21 protein-coding genes are annotated in these 20,451 nt (G+C 55.4%); 3 read left to right on the forward strand and 18 right to left on the reverse strand.

The genetic code is table 11. From position 1 onward, the window contains the following. Nucleotides 1-21: 21 nt before the first annotated feature. From pilO to polA, 15 genes are all read right to left on the reverse strand, one after another. Nucleotides 22-576 carry a type 4a pilus biogenesis protein PilO gene (pilO, locus tag WHS88_04495; GenBank protein MEJ5259432.1) on the reverse strand — a complete coding sequence of 185 codons (555 nt, stop codon included), beginning with the start codon at nucleotides 574-576 and terminating at the stop codon, nucleotides 22-24. After that, entirely contained in the window at nucleotides 573-1,232 is a 660-nt protein-coding gene (locus WHS88_04500) for a PilN domain-containing protein (protein MEJ5259433.1), read from the reverse strand. Before WHS88_04500 ends, pilO begins: the two co-directional genes overlap by 4 nt. Further along, nucleotides 1,232-2,392 carry a pilus assembly protein PilM gene (gene pilM, locus WHS88_04505; protein ID MEJ5259434.1) on the reverse strand — a complete coding sequence of 387 codons (1,161 nt, stop codon included), beginning with the start codon at nucleotides 2,390-2,392 and terminating at the stop codon, nucleotides 1,232-1,234. The genes WHS88_04500 and pilM overlap by 1 nt, the downstream gene beginning before the upstream one ends. After that, entirely contained in the window at nucleotides 2,392-2,928 is a 537-nt protein-coding gene (locus WHS88_04510; GenBank protein MEJ5259435.1) for a prepilin-type N-terminal cleavage/methylation domain-containing protein, read from the reverse strand. The genes pilM and WHS88_04510 overlap by 1 nt, the downstream gene beginning before the upstream one ends. A gap of 350 nt (nucleotides 2,929-3,278) precedes the next feature. Beyond that, nucleotides 3,279-3,719 carry a hypothetical protein gene (locus WHS88_04515; GenBank protein MEJ5259436.1) on the reverse strand — a complete coding sequence of 147 codons (441 nt, stop codon included), beginning with the start codon at nucleotides 3,717-3,719 and terminating at the stop codon, nucleotides 3,279-3,281. Between the two features lies 1 nt (nucleotide 3,720). Further along, nucleotides 3,721-4,164 (reverse strand): type II secretion system protein, encoded by a 444-nt coding sequence (locus WHS88_04520; protein ID MEJ5259437.1) that lies wholly within the window; start codon nucleotides 4,162-4,164, stop codon nucleotides 3,721-3,723. A gap of 1 nt (nucleotide 4,165) precedes the next feature. Further along, entirely contained in the window at nucleotides 4,166-4,585 is a 420-nt protein-coding gene (locus WHS88_04525; GenBank protein MEJ5259438.1) for a type II secretion system protein, read from the reverse strand. A 45-nt stretch (nucleotides 4,586-4,630) separates the two neighbouring features. Then, nucleotides 4,631-5,098, reverse strand: coding sequence for a hypothetical protein (locus WHS88_04530; GenBank protein MEJ5259439.1), 468 nt, complete (start codon nucleotides 5,096-5,098; stop codon nucleotides 4,631-4,633). 315 nt (nucleotides 5,099-5,413) lie between these two features. Continuing rightward, nucleotides 5,414-5,857, reverse strand: coding sequence for a prepilin-type N-terminal cleavage/methylation domain-containing protein (locus WHS88_04535; GenBank protein MEJ5259440.1), 444 nt, complete (start codon nucleotides 5,855-5,857; stop codon nucleotides 5,414-5,416). Between the two features lie 811 nt (nucleotides 5,858-6,668). Further along, nucleotides 6,669-7,121, reverse strand: coding sequence for an IS200/IS605 family transposase (gene tnpA, locus WHS88_04540; GenBank protein ID MEJ5259441.1), 453 nt, complete (start codon nucleotides 7,119-7,121; stop codon nucleotides 6,669-6,671). A gap of 578 nt (nucleotides 7,122-7,699) precedes the next feature. Beyond that, nucleotides 7,700-9,097 (reverse strand): putative oxidoreductase C-terminal domain-containing protein, encoded by a 1,398-nt coding sequence (locus WHS88_04545; GenBank protein MEJ5259442.1) that lies wholly within the window; start codon nucleotides 9,095-9,097, stop codon nucleotides 7,700-7,702. Nucleotides 9,098-9,111: 14 nt separating this feature from the next. Further along, on the reverse strand, nucleotides 9,112-10,494 hold the full coding sequence (locus tag WHS88_04550; GenBank protein MEJ5259443.1) for a Gfo/Idh/MocA family oxidoreductase: 1,383 nt from the start codon (nucleotides 10,492-10,494) through the stop codon (nucleotides 9,112-9,114). A gap of 27 nt (nucleotides 10,495-10,521) precedes the next feature. After that, nucleotides 10,522-11,550 (reverse strand): PmoA family protein, encoded by a 1,029-nt coding sequence (locus tag WHS88_04555; GenBank protein ID MEJ5259444.1) that lies wholly within the window; start codon nucleotides 11,548-11,550, stop codon nucleotides 10,522-10,524. After that, nucleotides 11,547-12,584 carry a uroporphyrinogen decarboxylase family protein gene (locus tag WHS88_04560; protein MEJ5259445.1) on the reverse strand — a complete coding sequence of 346 codons (1,038 nt, stop codon included), beginning with the start codon at nucleotides 12,582-12,584 and terminating at the stop codon, nucleotides 11,547-11,549. The genes WHS88_04555 and WHS88_04560 overlap by 4 nt, the downstream gene beginning before the upstream one ends. A gap of 70 nt (nucleotides 12,585-12,654) precedes the next feature. Further along, nucleotides 12,655-15,414, reverse strand: coding sequence for a DNA polymerase I (polA, locus tag WHS88_04565; protein ID MEJ5259446.1), 2,760 nt, complete (start codon nucleotides 15,412-15,414; stop codon nucleotides 12,655-12,657). 159 nt (nucleotides 15,415-15,573) lie between these two features. On the opposite strand from polA, the gene WHS88_04570 reads away from it, so the two are divergent. The 3 genes from WHS88_04570 to WHS88_04580 all read left to right on the forward strand — a co-directional run bounded on the left by WHS88_04570 (nucleotide 15,574) and on the right by WHS88_04580 (nucleotide 18,310). After that, nucleotides 15,574-15,849 carry a hypothetical protein gene (locus WHS88_04570; GenBank protein MEJ5259447.1) on the forward strand — a complete coding sequence of 92 codons (276 nt, stop codon included), beginning with the start codon at nucleotides 15,574-15,576 and terminating at the stop codon, nucleotides 15,847-15,849. Further along, a complete protein-coding gene (locus WHS88_04575) occupies nucleotides 15,846-17,261 on the forward strand; it encodes an ATP-binding protein (GenBank protein MEJ5259448.1) in 1,416 nt (471 codons plus the stop codon). Before WHS88_04570 ends, WHS88_04575 begins: the two co-directional genes overlap by 4 nt. Nucleotides 17,262-17,404: 143 nt before the next feature. Beyond that, a complete protein-coding gene (locus tag WHS88_04580; protein MEJ5259449.1) occupies nucleotides 17,405-18,310 on the forward strand; it encodes an endonuclease/exonuclease/phosphatase family protein in 906 nt (301 codons plus the stop codon). A 6-nt stretch (nucleotides 18,311-18,316) separates the two neighbouring features. On the opposite strand, the gene WHS88_04585 is transcribed toward WHS88_04580, so the two are convergent. The 3 genes from WHS88_04585 to dnaJ are packed head-to-tail and all read right to left on the reverse strand — an operon-like array spanning nucleotide 18,317 to nucleotide 20,397. Next, nucleotides 18,317-18,619, reverse strand: a complete 303-nt coding sequence (locus tag WHS88_04585) for a zinc ribbon domain-containing protein (GenBank protein ID MEJ5259450.1) — start codon at nucleotides 18,617-18,619, stop codon at nucleotides 18,317-18,319. Between the two features lie 2 nt (nucleotides 18,620-18,621). Beyond that, nucleotides 18,622-19,248 carry a nucleotide exchange factor GrpE gene (locus tag WHS88_04590; GenBank protein ID MEJ5259451.1) on the reverse strand — a complete coding sequence of 209 codons (627 nt, stop codon included), beginning with the start codon at nucleotides 19,246-19,248 and terminating at the stop codon, nucleotides 18,622-18,624. 12 nt (nucleotides 19,249-19,260) lie between these two features. Next, nucleotides 19,261-20,397, reverse strand: coding sequence for a molecular chaperone DnaJ (dnaJ, locus tag WHS88_04595; protein ID MEJ5259452.1), 1,137 nt, complete (start codon nucleotides 20,395-20,397; stop codon nucleotides 19,261-19,263). Nucleotides 20,398-20,451: the final 54 nt, after the last annotated feature.

The raw sequence follows: 20,451 nt of genomic DNA on the forward strand, positions 1-20,451 counted from the left end.
TGACTGCGTGTCCATGTCGCCTCATAGATTCTGTTTGGGCCCTGAAGACTGATAAAATGCCCGGCCTTTTGCCTGCAGAAGCAGAGTTCCGGTCATCTTTTCGTCATTGCGCAAAATAATTTCTTCAAATCGAATCAATCGCTCGAACCGCTCAAACGCCTGAAGCAGCTCAAATATCTTTTCAAAACTGCCGCTACAGCGGATTTCCAGCGGAATGGAACACAAGCCGTCTTCGCAGCTGACCTCTCCGGGACGAATCGACTGATCGGACAGTTCGGCGCGAGCCAGCGTCTCGGTCATCTGCTGCCAGAGCCGCGAATACCCCTGCTCATCCGGAAAATACCGCTGGAACTGTTCCGCCGCCGGCTTTAAGGCTTTTACCTGGCGATGCAGCACCGGCAGCCGTTCGGAGCAGTCCTTCACCTCATCCATCCGAGACTGCTCTTCCGCCAGCAAAGCCTGAAAGGCCTTCCGCTGCTGATAGACCGGATAATACTGATAGGCCCCCAGCGCCGCCGCCGCTGTCAGCAGCAGTCCGAACACCGTCAACGGATACTGGTCAATCAGCTTCTTCAATTCCGTTCCCTCACCGTATAATCCGCCACAACACACTGAATTTCGAATCCGGTAACCGTGTTTCCGAGCAGCTTCTCATTTTTGGTATAAACAGGGGTCACCTGCTCGAAATACTCCGATTCCTCCAGTCTGGAAATCAGAGCCGCCGCTTCGGCTCCGTCGCAGGCCAGGCCGACCAGTCGAATCCGCGTGACCGTCTCAGAAGCCGACGTCCAGTCATTTCGGCCGCCGGTGCCGGCCCGGAGCCGAACCGCCGTTGCCGGTTTCACAGCAGACAGACTGAGAGATTCCAGAGGAACCTGGACAATCGTCAATTCCTTCAAAACCGCCCGCTCCCCGATGCACCGGCTCAACTCCGCCAGGACAGGCGAAGGAAGGGTTCGCGGCCGGAGTCGATTGACCAGGCGGCTCTGGCGGTTCAGAACCGCAAGCTCCTCCTGAAGCCGGCGGGTCTGAAGAATGGTTCGCAGTCCCTTTTCATAGGTGCTGCGAAGACCTTCCAGGTCGGCGTAGGCCTTTGAGACCATCCCTCCGCTGAGCAGATTGCCCACAATCCACAGACCGGTCAGGACGGCAATCGCCAGGTAGCGTCGAAGATACCAGTTCCTTCGACGGCGATTCTCATGGTACCAGGTTGGAATAAAATCCAGTTCCATCAGACAGCCGCCTTCATTTTGGAAACAAGTTCCGACTTCGATTGTCCGGGCCGCCATCCCTTTAAGGCCAGCCCGACCGCCACCGCCCATTCCGCCCGCTGGGGATTGGGACGGCGGTCAAAGGACACATGACTCAAATCAATTCCGCGCAGCGGTTCCGCTGTCCGGATATCCAGATTCAGCTGCCGACAAAGCATGTCCATCAGAAGAGACTCATACAGACAACCGCCCGCAAACACCACTTCCGAGGGGCGCTCGCCGCGAAAGGCCACGGCGTAGTATTTAAAGCACAGGGAAATTTCCCGCGCCAAATCCTCGATGGTTCGCTTCAGGGCCGATGAAAGCGTCTGATGAATCGGGGAATTGTCCGACTCGCAGCCTTCCGCCCATTCCCGAGCAATTTGACGAGCCGCCTCGTCACACGAAATCCCCAGAACATCCGCCGCCCGCTGGGTCAGATGCTGTTCGGCCAGAGGAATCTGTTTGATCAGGGAAATAGACGTTCCTTTTCCGATGATAACCGTCGTAAAATAGGTCCCCAGATTGACCAGAACGCTGACGACTTCGCGGTCTTCCTGACGCCGAAGACTCCGCTGAAAGCTGCGGAACAGCGCGCACGGCATGGCATCAACGGCTACCGGCTCCAGTCCGGCCTCCTCCAGCAGAGCCAGATGTCCGAGCAGCTGAGTCCGATTCATTCCGAAAAAAATAACCTCTTTTTTGATTTCCTCGCCCTGATACACGCTGCCGGCAACCAAATACCGGATTTCATCCTTATCCGGGTCCAGTCCAAAGCGTTCCGCCAGCTCGTCAATCCGCCCTTCTTCGAGCCGTTCGGCTTCGAGGCTGTCCAGCCGCTGGCTTTTGATTTTCAGTGCATCACCCGGAAGACAGGAAACCGCTTCCCGCCCCGAAAAGCGGCCCCGGGCCAGCATGGCTCGAATCGCCCGCACCACGGCCGTTCGATGCGCATGGCCTCCCGCCGGTGATGCCGGCTCCAGGCATTCCTGTTCGGCACTTTCCACCCGTATCCGGCCTTCCCGGCATCCCAGCTGAATCATCCGGATGCAGGAGTGCCCGACATCAATGCCGATAGGGCCTTTGGGGCCCCAGCCGAACCACTCCAGCCACGAACAAATTGACGGATTGGCTGCACTCATCAGGTCTTTGTCTTCTCCACAGAGATATACCCGGTAACCGGTTCGATTTTTACATACAGCACAAACGAATCGGCCTGAATGGTAATCCACCCGGCCTCATTCAAACGGTTGGCTGTATCGGTTCCCGAATAAGGTGTTCCCAGATAGTCAAATGTCACAGCATCGCCGCTGAAGGTCGTACTGACAACATCCACCTTTTTGGTCCGCCGGTCCACGCTGAAATTTTCAACAAACTGCCGTCCGCTCCGCAGAGGATGAGGCAGCACAGTGCCGGCGGCATCCTGGACCTGATACCGCTCCTCCAAAGGAAAAAACACGACGGTATAGGTTTTCTGTCGGGTCACAGCCAGGCCCTTGGCATAATCCAAATCTGCGGCAATCTTGTCGGCCGCCGCCCGGACCTGCATATCCGCCGCCGTCCCGAAAACAGGCACGGCCAGCAGGGCTGTAATCGACAGAATCACCAGAACGACAACAATCTCAATCAGAGTAAATCCTCGGCGAATGCTTCGATTCTGACCGGTTTGTTTTTTCATAGTTTCACCTTCCGATTTCTCCGCCGACAACACGGCGGAATACCGCCGAACGATTCACAGATGTTTTCGACCGACTCTTTCGGCGGCTTAACCGTCTGAAAAACCGCAAAGCCCTTCCCACAGACATTTCGAACAAATCCGAAATCATACGCATTACAGGCCATATAATCGGACCTGCCGCTCTTCAATTTTCAGGGTCAAAAAACGGCTTTTTCCCTTTCTGCAACCCCCCAAAACTGCTTCAGTCTGCACAGCCCCTACAGACCTGTCCTTCTGCACAGTATTTGAAAGAGCATCTCAAAGGCAGCCCCCAAACGGAGGAAATGTCGTACGATTTTCGTGCCTGTCCCTTATCGGACCTGCCGGTCAATCCGCTGGTAATAGGTCCCCCCATCATTGGGGTCATAATAAAGCCGGCCGGTGAGAATGCTTTCCACGCGTCGGATACCGTCTTTTTCAAACCACGCCCGGCTGACAACCGGATAAACCCGTTCATTGGGGTCGGAAATCTCGAGTTCACAGACAAAACCAACCACCTGCCCTTCGAGCTCCACAGGTCTGCTCCAAGGCAAAACCAGATTGGGTTCCCGAACCAGAACACGAGCAAATTCCAGACCTGAATAGGCAAGGGCCTCTGTCTGTGTATGCAGCACAAAATTGCGGCCGGCCGCCAGGGACATATCCGTGCGGGCAAACAGCCCCAGCGCAATGACCGCTACGGCCATCACCAAAAACAGCACGGTTATCAGGGCCGCCCCTTGATTTTGATGACAACATCTTTTCGCCGACATCTTATCCCCCGCTGCGGCAGCGTACCGCCGCACAGATTTCGTAATCTCTCCAGCCCGTCTCCGCCTGCATTTTGAAGCGCACAATCAGCAGCCGACCGTCGCGAACTTCCATACTCAATCCGCTGCAGTTTTTCAGCAAAGGTTTCCCATTCAGATTCAGGGTCGTGCCGCTGACGGCCAGAGTCGATGTGCCCGCTTCACTCTGAATTGTCACGGTGTTGCCGCCCGTCTGAAGCGTATGGGCTCGATGAACCAGGTCGGTGATGCGAACGGAGGCCCCGCGAACGGCTGACAGACCGTCCAGCATCAGGTCGGTGGTTTGCTGCCCTTGCCGCATCGCAAACGAAAAGGTCGCCGCCGCCAGCAAAACCACACCGGCGATGAGCATCCCCATCACCAATTCAATCAGGGTAAAACCGCTCTTTTTTTTCGTTTGACGAAGCATGTCAGGGGCCTATCAGAGATTGAAGACGAATTATGTTCCGTCCCTTATAGTGCGCACGAATGGTAACCTTCAGACATTCAGCATCGTTGTTAAACTGAACAGTTTCCACCGAAACCGAACGAGCAAAGCCGCTGTAAATTGGATCGGAAAACACTGCACCCGAGGCATTCTTGACCTGCCCCTCCGCTTCCGCATAGCCGTCCCACTGTGTCCGGATTTCCTCAAAAGGCGTGCTGACAATCTGTTCCATCAGGTTGGAGGCCAGTTGGGCGGCCAGCACCTGACAGACCGCCTCCCGCTGCACCTGCGCTGCACTGACAAAAGGCAAAAGTACCCCCGCCGCCGCAGCGCCGAGGATAACCATTGCCATCAGCATCTCCAGCAGAGTAAAACCGTCTTGTCTGTACCTCTGTTGTTTCATTTTTTTATCAAAATCCGCCGAATCCGTGAAATTGGCGGTTTGTTTTTAAAAAGCAGAATGGTATCGGCTGTCGCAGGCCGCAAAGTGCCCCGTCGCCGTGTTATACCACCAGCCCGTCCCTTCGCGTCCTGTAGGCCGGTTCGCAGGGTCATCCGTCACCGTTACCCGATAGGCGGCAGGCCCCTGAACAAAAGGATTGGCAGGGATTTGACATCCCTGTTTGGCAAGGTCGGACAGGAATTGTTCCGCCGCAGGGTTTCCATCGACTCCCCGGCCGGGCAGCCGGCCGTCATTCTGGGCCCGATAAAGAGCAATCCCGGAACGAACCTGATGAAGCCGTTCCATCAGAAGGGTGATTCGATTCTCTGCAGCGGCCTGAGCCATTTTAGGCAGCATCCAGCCGACGGCCCCCGCAAAAAGAATCAGCCCCAGCATCGTCCGCTCAAAAAGAGCAATCAGAGGACTTTGGCCCGCCTTTTCCCGTTGGTATCGCCTTAATTTTTTTCGATCCATTTTTATGCCTCTCACGCCGCATCCGAAAACCCGGACAGGAAAAACCGTTTTACGATTTCCGCATCTTTCTTCCCCCGGGCTCACGCCCGGGGCTATCTTCCCCGCAAGCTTCTCCGGCTTACGCCCGGGGCTAATACCCTCGCCGGGCCCTCTGCCAGACGGGCTTATCGCCCGGGGCTATCTTCCCCGCCGGGCCCTATGCCCGGGGCTAATCACCGGCTGATTCAAGCAATAAAAAAGCCGACCGACCCCCGAATTTCTCGCAAGGCCGGTCGGCTTGGCTTCCAAATCATCGCTCAATAGAGCCGCTGCTGATTAGAGAGCATCTCCATTGTTCCGAAGTTCCGTAGCAACGGCAGCAGGAGCATCGGCTACGCCGACATAAATCGCACCGGTGGCCTCATCATAGACCCAGCCGACACCCGAAGCATCCGTAGCCGCCAGCGTTTCAGAATTGTTCCAGGGGTTCCGAGGAACCTTTTGCAAATAAGGTCCCAACGTGCCGCCGGCAGTTCCGTCAGGATTGGTCTTTCCGGTCATCTGAGCCGCGAAGCTAGCCAGCGCAGGGGGCTGGTCATTGTGCTGAATCTTGTACAGTTCAATCTGCGACCGTAAGCTCTGCAGCGAGGAGCGGCAGCTGTTCAGCTTGGCTTCGGTGCTGGCCTGGCTGAACTGGGGTATCACAATCGCCGCCAGGATACCCAAAATCACAACCACAATCAGAATTTCAACCAGTGTAAACCCTTTTTTTGCTTTCATTGGTCATTCTCCCTTTCTTGTACCTGTATTTCGGTATCGGTTACATACGGTTTTGTTAGTTTCGTTAACACTTGGTTCAAGCCGGCGGAACCGGCTTGGGGATTTTTCAAACACGTTTGTCCACCGCGTCCGGATTTTCTCGTATGGGCTTGTCAAAGAACCTTTAACGCTTCCATAGAAAACCTAAGAAATAAAAACCGGCGCGGCAAACTGGGCAGAAAAATATTTTAAGAAAATGCAAAGATAGGAAATTTTTGACGTGCGTCCGATAATGCTTTCGAGCCCGCAGCTTGTCCTCCGAAGCTTTAGCGAAGGAGGACAGCGGGCGATATACTTTACTTTAGATAGCCACGCCCGCAAGGGCGTGGAAAAAGGACGAAAGCGCCCGTCCCCTTTCCCCGGGCTTACGCCCGGGGCTAATACCCTCGCCGGGCCCCGCGGCTAATGCATTTCCGACTTTTCCTCATTATTCCCGCTCTTCCTTCGTCATTCCCGCGAAGGCGGGAATCCAGTCCTCTTTGGCGCCCATCCCTTTTCCCCGGGCTCACGCCCGGGGCTACTTATCCCTCGCCGAGCCTTCCGACACTCGCGCTCGGGGCTATCTTCCTTGTCTTTCGAGCCCGCGGCTTGTCCTCCGAAGCTTCAGCGAAGGAGGAAAGCGGGCGCCATAGAATAGCCACGCCCGTAAGGGCGTGGAAAAAGGACGAAAACGCCCGTCCCCTTTCCCCGGGCTTACGCCCGGGGCTATATCCCTCGCCGAGCCTTCCGACACTCGCGCTCGGGGCTATTTTCCCCGCAGAGAACGTCTGAATCAATCCAGACAGCGCTGCGGGTCATATTCGATTCCATTCCGTTCAAAAAACCGCTTTAACTCCTCCTCAAAAGTCAGCCGCCTATGATGTTCCGCCTGCCTTTCGATATAGTCCCTGACCTGAGCCGCCGCAGACTGGCTGACCGTAAAACTCGAAAAGCCGCTTTGCCACTGAAAACCAAACGGCGGGTCCAGCTGCTCCTTTATCCAGCGAGAGGAATTGGCCTTCAGTTTGCCGACAAATTCGGACACAGCCAAAGAAGGCCTGATGCGGACCAGCAGATGAATATGGTCCCCAACACTGTTGACGCTTAACATCGCACAATCAAGCGTCTGAGCAAAGCCCCACAGATATTGATGAAAGTCGGGGCGTCGGCGGTCCTCCAGGAGCCCCTTACGATATTTCGTGCTGAAAACAATATGATAAAGGTGGTTGGTAAAGGTATGACCCATCCGGCCTCCTTCCTTCGCCCCCAAAGGGACTAAAATAAGAGTTTTTTTACGCATCCTTCTTCCCCCGGGCTCACGCCCGGGGCTACTTATCCTGCCGGACGTTACGAGCTCGCCCGCAGATTCTTTTGAGCCCGCGACAGCGGGCGCCATAGAATAGCCACGCCCGCGAGGGCGTGGAAAAAGGACGAAAGCGCCCATCCCCTTTCCCCGGGCTTACGCCCGGGGCTATATCCCTCGCCGAGCCTTCCGACACTCGCGCTCGGGGCTATCTTCCTTGTCTTTTGAGCCCGCATAAGCGGGCGCCATAGAATAGCCACGCCCGCAAGGGCGTGGAAAAAGGACGAAAGTGCCCGTTCCCTTTCCCCGGGCTCACGCCCGGGGCTAATACCCTCGCCGGGCCCCGCGGCTAATGCATTTCCGACTTTTCCTCATTATTCCCGCTCCTCCTTCGTCATTCCCGCGACTTGTTCTCCGCAGCTTCAGCGAAGGAGAAAGGCGGGAATCCAGTCCTCTTTGGCGCCCATCCCTTTTCCCAGGGCTTATCGCACGGGCTATCCTGCCCCCTGCGGCTTAGGGGACTAATTGTCCTGCCGGTCAGCAGCTTTGACGGCCTCCATCGTCGTATAATACTTGGCCAGCATGTTCGGCACCTCCCAATCCGGCAGCCGCCCTGCTTTCAGATAGCGCAGAAAGTTCTGCATTACCTGCGCAAAATGCGCCTCATGCCCGACATAATAGAAGTCCGGAACCAGAATCTTCCACGTGCGCTCATCAATCCTTTCCAGCCCGATTCCCGGATATTTTTTCTGAAGCGTCCGCAACACCGCTTTCTCCAAATTCCCGTGCGAAAACTTTCCCTGAATCGATTCCACATAGAGGGTGGGTTTGTACTTTTCCTGCGGTCCCTGGCGTATCACCAAATTGCATCGGCTGCCCCGCAGAATGGAATAATGCATATCCCCCGCCCCCTCCGGCGCCCGATACTCCCAACGAACACAGACGCGCGCGTGAATCCCCCGCAGGGTGTAATCCATCTGCCCGTTTGCTTTCACATAGAGCACATTGTCTTTGACATAGGGCTTCAGATACTCCGGCCAATCCTCCTGTCCGGTCACCTCCCGGAACTGTTCAGCGGTCATCGGCGTCGTCCAGCGGCGGGCCCGGAGCATTTGAATATCCCGCCGGTAATCGATCGGCTCTTCCGGGAAACACTCCCACTGAATCAAATCCACCAGATGCGTCGAAACATCCGCCAAATCCTCTCCGCGCTGGGCGGGGTCAAAGAACCACGCGGGCCTTCGCAGCGGGCGGCCCGCCACATATTTGAAAAAGTGATGAACGCTTTCCTTGACCGCAGCCGGCTCCTCCGGACTGCCCCGCTGCAAATCTCCGAAGACCTCCGGTATCGCCGCCAGCTCCTTCTGCAGAATTGTCGTTATCTCAAACCGCTCCGTCATAATATCATACAGCAGCACGCCGTTTTTCTCCGCGGTTCGGAACGACTCAACCAGAAGCGGAAATTTGTCCGGCGCAATCACCATGGGCTTGTCGGCCAGAACATGCAGCCCCGCCCGGACCGATTGATAAATGTAGTCGGTTTTCAGCGAGTTCTTCCCGGAAATCACAACAACATTGCCTTTTTTTTCCGAGAGCATCCGCTCCAGATAATCCGGCCCTTGATAGACCCGCTGAAGCCAGGCGGTCGGATTGTCCGTGCGCGTGTTGAAGGATTCGATGGTGCCCAGATAATTGTCCAGTTCCGGTCCGCCCGGTGCATACACAAAAACCTCCGGACTGACCTGTTCATACATCGTCTTCTGGACCAGGGCGGCATGAAAATGCCCGGGGTCCAGCACCAGCAGCCGCACGGAGGGTTCCGGCTGTTTTTCAGCTGCCGCCCGTTTCATCTGACACCCGGCCGTCAGTCCCGCCAGAAGCCATACCGCCGACAGAGCCAGCCAAATCCGCCCATTCATCACTCCCTCCTTTGCTACAGAACGTAATTGGTGCCGTAGGGCTTGCGCTGAGGCCGGGAACGCATCGCATTGGCCTGCTCGTCCCCGACGAAAACCTCCCGAACCGGGTCCCAGGTGAGTTTGCGTCCGAGCTTCATCGCAATATAACTGACCAGACAGGCCGTGCCGGAACGGTGTCCCACTTCCGCCGGAGCCACCGGCTGCCGGCGGCTTTGAATGCACTGCAGCCAGTCCAGATGCTGCTCCGGGCTTTCATAGAGGTGAATCCCGTTGGACGGAATCGACGCCTGAAGAATCTTCGGGTCAGATGCCTGCAGAGGAGCCGGACCATCACCCGGGGCAATCGGGTCGCTGGGCGTCATCCGCTCCGGACCTCGCGTCACAAAAATCCACCCTTCCGTCCCTTCAAAGCGAATTCCGTTCGGATGTCGGCTGCTGATATGCATCGCGACACCGTTGGCATATTTGGCATGCACATCAAATTCCCCATGGACATCCCACAGGCCGGATTTGGGATACTCCGCCTTTCCTTCCACTTCGACGGGACCGGTGTATTCGGTCCCCATCCCCCAGTGAGCCGTATCGACATGATGCGACCCCCAGCCGGTAATCATTCCGCAGCAGTAGGCATCGCAGCGTAGCCAGCCGGGGCGGTCATAACTGTTCTGCGGATGAACCCGTTTTTCCGTATAATAGACATACGGGGTACAGCCCAGCCACATATCATAATTCAGGTTGGGCGGAATCGGCATTTCCGGCTCTTCCTGTCCGGCCGGGTCGGTCGGCAGGCCGATTAGAATCCGCTGAACGTCTCCGATGAAGCCGTTTCGGACCAGCTCGCAGGCCCGCTTGAAATGCGGCCAGGGCAGCTGCGAACGCTGCTGACTGCCGACCTGAAGAATTCGGCCCGTCCGGTGGATGATATCGCTCACCTGACGGCCTTCTGCAATCGTCATCGAAAGCGGCTTCTGCAGATAAATATCCTTGCCCGCCAGCGCCGCCTCCATGGCCTGCTGGGCATGCCAGTGGTCCGGCGTGGAGATGATGACCGCATCAATGCTCGGGTCGGCCAGCAGCTGCTTATAGTCGCCGTATGTCTTGACCTCCAGATACTTTTCCTGTCCGGTTTTTCTGGCATAATAATTTTCAATCCAGCGTTTGCCGTCGGCCAGACGTTTGCTGTCCACATCCGCCACCGCCACAATCCGGCAGAAATCATGCTTGATTGTCTCCGGCAGGTCGTGTCCGCGGGCGATTCGTCCGAATCCAATCTGTCCGATTTGAATCCGGTCATTCGGTTTGGTCCGCCCAAAAACCGTCGAGGGGATGAACATCGGAAACCCCACCGCTCCGGCCGCTGCCGCCGCTGCACCTTTCAGAAAATCCCTTCGTCTCATACGATTGTCTCCTTATCTTTTTTTGACTTATTGACCGATTTGAACTCCCGCCGAATAAGCGTACTCCTGCCAAAACCGCTCCGCGGTTTCCGGCTGGAGCGTGCCGTCATACACAATCAGCCGATAGCGCAGGCGATATTTTCGTCCGGGCTCCAATGTCCAGCTGTTCAGGCGAATCGGGCAGAACTCCACAAACAAGTCGCCCCGTCCGCCGTTGGCATCCGTCGGCCAGACCCGCATGGGTTCCGGATGCTCCCGATTTTCCGGATGGCTCAGAAAAACAATTCCCGCCCGCGTCCCGTCGGCAAACGAGCCGTTGACATCACACCAGCGGGCCCGCTGCCCATCGGCATCCTTTCGCGTCCGTCCCTCCGAGGTCAGCACGGTACAGTTGTCTTTGGTCCATTCCTCCGTCGCTCGAAAGCCCAGCCCCCCTCCGTAGCGATAGGCATCCAGCAGAATCGGGCTGTTCAGCACATTCCAGAAGTGGCTGTCAAAATCGACAACCCAGACGGTGCGTCCTTCCGCCTGCGCGGCAAAAGCCCCGATTCCCCAGACCTCCTCAATCGCCACCCGCCCCTGCGGAACCGCTGTAAAATCCACGTGTTCCTGACGAACCTGAAAACGCCCGCCGGATGAATCACACAGCACGGACTCCAGCCCTGCAAACCGAACCGTCCCCTGCCCCTTGGCCAGATTCCAGAAATCCACTTCCCGCCCTTCGATATGCGTCATGGTCCAGGGATTCCAGATTCCGTAATGATGATAATGGTCCGGCGGCTGAATGCGGGTCAGCACCTTGCCGGACGGCGACCAGAGCGGATGAACAAAACCGCTTCGGCGATAAATCGGATTCACCCCCTCCGGAACCGGACAAAGCGCCGTATAGTAGCGTACAACCGGCTTGTTCCGAAACCAAAGGGTAATCGCCTCCTCATCCTGGACCACTTTTACCGGTGATTCCATAGCTGTTTCCTGTTCTTTTTGGCCGTTGCGGCAGGCACTTATCAGACAAATCAGACAAACCGCCGCCCAGACTTTGTTGAAAGTTTTCATAGGGCTGCTTCCTTACAGGCATCCAGAAATGCACGCAGATTTTCCGTTGAGACACCATCGGGCACTCCCCCGCCGCAGGACAGAATCACCCGCCGGCAGTCCGAAAGGGTCTTGATTGTATCGTGTACACATCGGCGAACCTGCTCCGGGCCGCCCTGTGCCAGTACATCCCGCGGCGGGATATTGCCCAGCAGGGTCACCTGTCCGCCGGTCCATTCCTTCATTTCCGCCAATGAATGCTGAAAACTGAAGTTAAACAGATTAACCCCCAGCCCTGCCAGATACGGTGCACAAACGCGCCCGTCGGCATCGTTATGGAAAAACCGCACCGAAACATTCAGACAGCCGAAAATCTCCTTCAGGTACGGCTGTGCAAACGTCTCGAAATCCGCCTTGCCCAGAAACCCAACGATGTCATCCAGAATCAACACACCGTCAATCGTATCAAAATATTTCTTCTGCACCCCCAGCCAACGGATGATGTAATCCGTGATGATTCGCAGCAGACGATGAACCGGCTCCGGCTCCAGAGCCAGGGCTGTCAGAAACTCCGTCGTACCCATCAGAAAGGAGGCAATATTCAGCGGCCCGCGGGAAACCGCAAACCGAATCTGATGCCCGAGCTTTTCAATTGCTTTACGGTTCAGCGCCAGCCGGTTGAGCACAAACGGATTCAGGCCGTCTTTTTCCGGTTTGGGTACTTTCAGACGGTCTATATCCTTTGTCTGGTGAATTATTTTGTCCGCAAACGGCAGCTCATTGCGGTGAAATGTGCATTTCGCACCGAAGGCGCTGGGCTCTGTGCACATCCCGTATTCCGCCCAGAAGCCCGGCAGAAACATCGTCTCCGGAAATGCCTCGATTGCCCTCCGGTTGGCCTCAAACCAAACCGCATCGCTGGTAAAATAATCCAGCGTTGAAACGCCGAACCAGCCGGGCAGCCAGGGGCTGTCGATAATAAAACCAGTTGCAATCGGCTTCCTTTCTTTGCCGGCAAGCACATCCGCAAGCAGCTGCCATTGTTCGTGTGTCATTGGTTCTCCTCAGACGGCTCGTTTGTCCTATTTATTAATGTCTTGAGAATCTCTTTTTTTTCGGTTTTTTCTATTTATCGTCCGTCAGCCAGCTGTCCCCGATGGAAATATCCACCTTCAGCGGCACCTCCAGCGGCACCGCTGCGGTCATTTCTTCTGCAATCCAGCGGGCATCCTCCTGCGAACGGCTTTTCGGCAGTTCAAAAACCAGTTCATCATGAATCTGCAGAATCATTTTAATCGGCAGTTTTTCCTGCTCAATCCGTCGATGAATCCGAATCATCGCCGCCTTAATCAAATCCGCCGCCGAGCCCTGAATCACTGTATTGACCGCCAGCCGCTGGGCCTGCGAGCGGACATTCGGGTTGCGGCTGTCCAGCCCTGTAATCTTACGGCGGCGATGCAGAATGGTTTCCGCATACCCGTTCCGTTTGGCCTGTTCAATCACCCGGTCCATAAACGAGCGGATAGACCCGTACCGGCGAAAATATTCTTCAATAAAGCGTTTGGCCTCCGCCTGCGGCATTCCCGTCGTGCGGGCCAGTCCGAACGGGCCCTGTCCGTATATAATCCCGAAATTGACCGCCTTGGCCTTCGTCCGCATCTCGCCGGTCACCTGTTCCATCGGCACCCCGTAAATCTCCGAGGCCACAAATCGGTGAATATCCAAATCCTGAGCAAAGGCCTCCCGCAGGGCGGCATCCCGGGAAAAATGAGCCAAAAGCCGCAGTTCAATCTGCGAATAATCCGCGCTGAGAATGCAGTCCGTCTTCTTTTCCGGAACAAACGCCGCGCGAATCTGTCTGCCCAGTTCCGTCCGCACCGGAATATTCTGCAAATTCGGGTCCGACGAGCTGAGCCGTCCGGTGGCCGTGACCGTCTGATTGAACGAGGCATGCACCCGTCCGGTCCTCGGATTGACCAGCTGGCCCAGTTTTTCCGTGTAGGTATTGCGGAGTTTCTCCACCTGGCGGTACTGAAGAATCAGCGGGACGATTTCATGCTCTTCGGCCAGCTGCTCGAGGACATCCGCATCGGTGCTTCGCTGGGTTTTGCCGGACTTAATGCTCGCAAGCCCCAGCCGGTCAAAAAGCACTTCACCCAGCTGCCTGGTGGAATCAATGTTGAACGGTCCGCCGGCCAGTTCGTAAATCCGCTCTGTCAGCTCTCGCTGCATCTGAGCTATCGACTCCGACAGCCGGCTGAGTTTTTCCGTATCCAGACAAACCCCGTTCATCTCCATCCGCATCAGCACTTCGACCAGCGGCATCTCGATTGTCTCAAAGAGCTTTTGCAGGGCAGGCTGGGCCTTCAGCCGGGCGGACAAATACTCATACAGCTGCCAGGTCACATCCGCATCCTCCGCCGAATAGGCACAGGCCGCCTGCGTATCCACCTGCTCAAAGGAAATCTGCTTTTTGCCCTTGCCGATCAGCGCGGAAATCGGGGTCGTCTCCAGCCCCAGATAGTCCCGCGCCATCGTATCCAGAGAATGGCTGGAACGGTCCGCCGCGAGCACATAGGAAGCCACCATCGTATCAAAGCAGCGTCCATCCTGCAGCCCAACCGGCACCCCGCTGTTTTCCAGCACAATCATATCGTATTTCATATTCTGGCCGATTTTATAACGGCTCTTGTCCGCCAGAATCGGCCCCAGCCGACGGCGAACCTCCTCCAGCGGCAGATGCCTCTGCCCGGCCGGAGCCCGAACCGGCAGATACCACCCTTGTCCGGCCCGCCACGAAAAACTCAGCCCAACCAGCTGGGCCCGCATCGCATCCAGAGAGGTAGTCTCTGTGTCGAAAGAAAACCGTTCCTGCTGTCCCAGAAGCTGCGAAAACCGCTCCAGTTCCTCTACTGTATCCACAAGAACATAGTCCCGCCCCTGCTGTTTTACCGTCGGCTGTCGACCATTGTCCTCCGGGAAGAGCGAGTCCGCAATCTTCGGTTTGGTCTGCACAGGAACCGGCTTTAAATCCATTTGAGTCAGCAGCCGTGTAAACCCAAGTTCCGCAAAAATCTTCGCCAGTTTTTCCCGGTCGCCCTCTTTCCGAGCAAACGCCTGTTTATCAAACTCAATCGGAACCTGACGATGAATGACGACCAGTTGACGGCTCAGAAAAACCTGCTCCTTAAATTTCCGCAGATTCTCCCCCCGTTTTCCTCCGATTTCATCGGCGTGTGCATACAGATTTTCCAGCGAGCCGTACTGCTGAATCCATTGAAGAGCGGTCTTGGGACCGACATCCGGCACCCCGGGGATATTGTCCGCCGTATCCCCCTGCAGCGCCAGCACATCAATAAACTGCTGCGGCGTAAGACGAAGCTCCTCGAGCATCTGCCTGAGGTCATAACGCTGACCGGTTTTGATGTCATACGTACAGATCCGCTCATCCAGCAGCTGAAGCATATCTTTATCTTTGGAACAGATGTACGTTTCAATTCCCGACTGAGAAGCCTTTGCGGCCAGTGTGCCGATGACATCATCCGCCTCATACCCCTCCACGCGCACAACCGGGATTTGCATCGCCTCCAGAATCTGTTCAATCCGCTGAATCTGGGAAGGCATATCTTCAGGCATCGGGGGACGATGGGCCTTATATTCCGGATAAAGATTCACCCGAAAACTGGGGGTTTTGGAGTCCATCGCCACCACAAGATAGTCCGGTTTTTCCCGCTCGATTAAAGACAGAAGGGCTGTCGTAAAGACAAATACGGCTTTGGTCGGCTCACCGGAGGGACTGGTCAGCGGCCGCATCGGCGCATAATAGGCCGCATAGATATGGGCATGACCATCCACAATAAATAATTTGGGCGATGATACAGACATGCTTTTTACTATAAAGCCGACCCGAAAAAATTAAAGAAAAAACTCTTGCATTCCGGTATGCTCCCATACAAAATAAGGGAAATTAAAAACGCCTCCCTGGCTTTTTCAGAATAACATAGGTCCTAAACTTATCGAGTTCGGGTTTCTGGAAAGGTCAATATGTTTGAGGAAAGCGAACTGATCACACTCCTGATTACGCTCGGTGTCAGTTTTTTTCTGTGGGCCACCCGAAAAATTATCATTACTCTTCCCTTCTACCGTCTTTTGCTGGTCAACTTTGGCTTTTATCTGTTCTCGAAGGTTTGCACGGTTCTGGAAGGTTTTTTCTGGGAAAGCGTTCTGAACTCTCTTGAGCATATCTCTGCAATTCTGTCTTGTGCGGTCTTTTTCTGGTGGTGCCTGCGGCTCGGGACGAGAAAGGAGACCGGCAGATGAATCCTATTGTCGGACTCAACGCTGTTTCAATTTTTTTTATCGTCCTGTCTTTAGGAATTTTGCTGGTCTGGAAACTTCAAAAACTGATTCCTACGGACCTGTTTTTGCCGGCAGTTCTTTTTCTCTTTCTCGGCCTATTCGGACACATCAGCAATCTTTTCGAATGGTCCGGGACGGCCCCGTATTTAGACCGCTACGGCGATTTGTCCGATGTTCTCCAACCGATTCTGTTTGCGGTTTTGGTTTACACGATGATTCAGCACCGTCAGCGGGAACAAATCGTCGCCAGCGAAGCCAAATATCGTCTTCTGGTGGACAACCAGAGCGACCTGATTACCAAACTGGACGCCAAAGGCAATTTTCTGTTTGTCAGCCCCTCGTACTGCCGGCTGTTCGGAAAATACGAAAAGGACCTTCTCGGACGGGCTTTTCTGGAGGAAGTGTTGCCGGAAGAACGCGGGCGTATTCGTCAGGAAATGGATATTCTTTATCTGCCTCCTTATACCTGCCGATTTCGCCATTCGGCTCAAACCAAATACGGGCTTCGCGTTTTATCCTGGTCTTACCGCACGCTGCTGGATGAAAAAGGGAAACCCGCCGCCATCGTCGGCATCGGACGAGACATCACCGAACAGGTTCAGGCCGAACAGGAACGCGAAAAAACGCTCCACAAACTGGAGTCCAAAAACCGTGAACTCCAAAGTCTTGTCTATATCTCTTCCCATGACCTTCAATCCCCCCTGGTCAATATCCGCGGGTTTGCCGGCGAACTGAGAACCACCTGCGAACAGGTTAAAATGGCCCTCAAAGAATCCGGACAATATGAACGGATGGAACCGCTCTTGAAAGATGTGGAACAGTCCCTCTATTTTATCGATACAGGGGCGGAAAAAATGCAGATTCTGATTGACGGACTGCTGAAACTGTCCCGTATCGGCTCCATGGAACTGACGCTTCAAACCATCCACATGAACGGTCTGATCAAATCCATCATTGAAGGGCTTCGATTCCAGATTCAAAAGGCCGGCTGCGAAATCACAGTGGACAACCTTCCCCCCTGCCACAGCGACCTCTACCAGGTCAATCAGGTCTTTACCAATCTGTTGGACAACGCCGTCAAGTTTCTGGACCCCTCCCGTCCCGGCAAAATCCGCATTCAGGGACAGGAACGAAACGGTGTGTGCGAATACCGAGTCATCGACAACGGCATCGGCATCGCGCCGGAGCACCATGAAAAAATCTTCGAAATCTTCCACCGGCTCAATCCGGACGGTCCCGTCAAAGGGGTGGGGCTCGGTCTGGCAATCGTCAAGCGAATTCTCGACAAGCTGGACGGAACCATTCAGGTGATTTCCGAATCCGGAAAAGGGGCAGAATTTATTGTCACACTTCCGGCAGTTCCCGCCTCCTGAAAATCGGACATAGCCGATTTTTTATCTCCTTCTTTTTTCACCTCATCAAAAAAACCGGATTCTTTCAAGTTTCTGACCCAAACCGGGCGAATCACTTAGCGGGGAGACAGACGGAAATCGTATTTTTGATACCGGGAATGTCTATGACAGCTCACAAACGATTCGTCTTTTTATCCATCCTGACGGGAATTGTCTTTTCATTTACAGCCGAAGGGGCTTTATCGCCCATATCCTCCGGCAGCGTAAATGTTTCCAGTTCAACCCAGGGGATTGTTCACGCGGCCACGTTCAATATCCGCGTCGGGCGCTACACGTCCGGCAGCCGGCACTGGTCCCAGCGTCGAGCCATGGTCATTTCCCTCCTGGCAGCGGAACAATACGATGTCGTTGGCCTTCAGGAAGCCCTGCCCTATCAGTTGGACGAAATCCTGCAGGCACTGCCCCAGTATGACGCATATGCCGTCGGACGCGGCGATGAACCGGACAAGGGGGAAACCTGTGCCATCCTTTACAAGAAAAAACGTTTTTACAGAATCGATTCCGGTACAATCTGGTTTTCCAATTCCCCCTGGGAGCCCGGTTCCAAATTTGCAGGTACACTCTTCCCCCGGATTTGCAGCTGGGTACGCCTGGCTGACCTGGAGACTGCCCGCTGTTTTTACGTTTACAATGTTCACCTGGATAATTTGTCGCAGCGAGCCCGCACCCGCAGCATTGAAATCTTGAACGACCTGATTGCCTCCCGCAAACACAGGGACCCCTTCCTTGTGATGGGAGATTTCAACATGGAAATTAACAATCCGGCGATGCAGATTCTTCAAAATGACGGGAAAAACAGAATGCTGGATACCTGGGGAGCCCTGTATCCCCACCGATTAGACGAAGGGACATATCACAAATTCCACGGTTCCATCCTCGGCTCAAAAATCGACCACATACTCGTCGATGCAAGGGTTCGAGTACTGGCCGCTGCGATAAATCGAAGGGACTTTTCAGGCCGGTATCCCTCCGACCACTACCCCGTCTCCGCACTCGTTCAAATTCCGTAGGCCGATTCATTCACTGGAAGCGGCTGCTGTTTTGCCGGCCGATTTCGTTTCCGTGGAAGCGGAACCGGCCGATTTTTCGCTTTTCGGCTTCGGGGAGTCCTTTTCAGATGCCTTCTTATAACTGTCCGAGCGGTAATCCGTCTGATAAAAACCGCTGCCTTTAAAAATCACTCCGGCTCCGGTCCCCAAAAGCCGTTTCAGCTTCGACTTTCCGCAGTGAGGGCATTTCTTCCGGGGAGATTCCGTAATGGACTGAAAAATCTCCATCGTTTGTCCGCAGGAATCACAAAGATATTCATACGTCGGCATAATCAAGACTCCTCAGAAGACTCTTTGGACTGTTCGGCATCTTTCCTATCATCCGCTGCAGGTTCCGTCGGGGTTTCCGCCGCCGGGGCTGAAGGAAGCTTATTGACAATCACCTTGGCCGGACGCAGCACTTCATCGCCCAGCAGATACCCCGACTGATGAACCTGCAGGACAATATTATCCGCCTGTTCCGGCTGGGCGCAGGTCATCAGCGCTTCATGAGGTCCCGGCGTAAACGGCTGTCCGAGCGCTTCCATTTTCCGAACCCCCAGACTGTTCAGCGTTGCCAGCATATGCTCATACACCATCCGAATCCCTTCAATCAGTTTCGCAAGAGCATCCGGACCGGTCTGATTTGCTGCCGCAGCCAGTGCATGCTCCAGGTTGTCCAGCGAAGACAGCCAGGACCGCAAAAGGGTCCGTTTCTCATAGGCCACGGCTTCCGCAATCTGCCGGGCTGTGCGCTTCTGATAATTGGCATAATCCGCACTGAGCCGCTGAAGCTGCTCAAAGAGCTTCTGCTTTTCCTCTTCGAGGGCCCGGCACTTTTCCTGAAGCGATGCAAGTTCCGGCGCCGCAGCGTCCGTTGTTTCCTTTTCTTTTTCCTGTTTATCCGGTTTCTGGGGCATACAAGCTTCCCTTTATCCGCCGAAGTGCTTTCGAATCCGCTCAAAAAAACTGCTGCTCTCCGAACCGCTCTGTTTGGCTTCAATCTCGGCATACTGCCGCAGGAGACGCTCCTGTTCCGGCGTAATCCGGCGGGGAATCTCCACCGCCGTCTGGACCAGCAAATCACCTTTAACGCCGGTCCGCAGGTCCGGCAGTCCCTGTCCGCGCACCCGAAAAATGCTGCCGTGCTGAGTCCCCGGAGGGATTTTCAGCTGACGCGTTCCATCCAGCGTCGGCACGTCAATCGTCGTTCCGAGCGTCAGCTGGGTAAAACTCAGCGGCACCGTCACCATCAAATCCGAACCGTTCCGCATCAGGAACGGATGCGCTTTGATGCGCACGTAGCAGTACAAATCCCCGTGCGGTCCGCCGAAACGGCCGGGCTCGCCTTCGCCGCTGACACGAATGCCCTGCCCTTCATGGACCCCCGGCGGAATCTTGACCGTCAGGGTGCGCTGCCGAGGCGTTGTTCCGGTCCCCCGGCAGGTTCGGCACGGGTCTGTGATGATTTGTCCGCTCCCGCGGCACTGCGGGCAGGTCGAGACCATCTGGAAAAATCCGCCCAGACCGGCCCGCTGAACCTGTCCGCTGCCTCCGCAGGTCGGACAGCGGCTCGGGGATTTTCCCTGAGCGACTCCGCTGCCGCGGCAGTCGCTGCAGGTATCCTGACGCGTAAACTCAATCGTCTTTTCCGTTCCCCGGGCGACTTCTTCGAGGGTCAGCTCCACCGTCGTCTCCAGGTCATACCCTCGAACCGGACCTCGGGCGGCCCCGGTTCGGCTCCGGCGTCCGAAGATATCCCCGAAGATGTCGCCGAAGATATCGCCGAACATATCGCCGATATCCTCGACGTTCATCCGACTGTAGTCGTGGACGCCGACTCCGCGAAGCCCGTCATGACCGTACTGGTCATATCGTTTTCGTTTTTCGGGGTCGCTGAGAACCTCATAGGCCTCGGCACACTCTTTGAATTTGGCCTCGGCTTCTTTGTTGCCCGGGTTTTTGTCGGGATGGTATTTGATGGCCATTTTTCGATAGGCGCGTTTGATCTCGTCGGGGGTGGCGTTGCGCTCCACCCCCAGCACTTCATAGTAGTCGCGTTTGGCCATCGTCGCCTCGATAAGAAAACAATGCCGCGTCCGAATCCCTCACCGGTCAGCCGG

The sequence above is a fragment of the Anaerohalosphaeraceae bacterium genome (assembly GCA_037479115.1).
In the GTDB taxonomy this organism is placed as follows: Bacteria; Planctomycetota; Phycisphaerae; order Sedimentisphaerales; family Anaerohalosphaeraceae; genus JAHDQI01.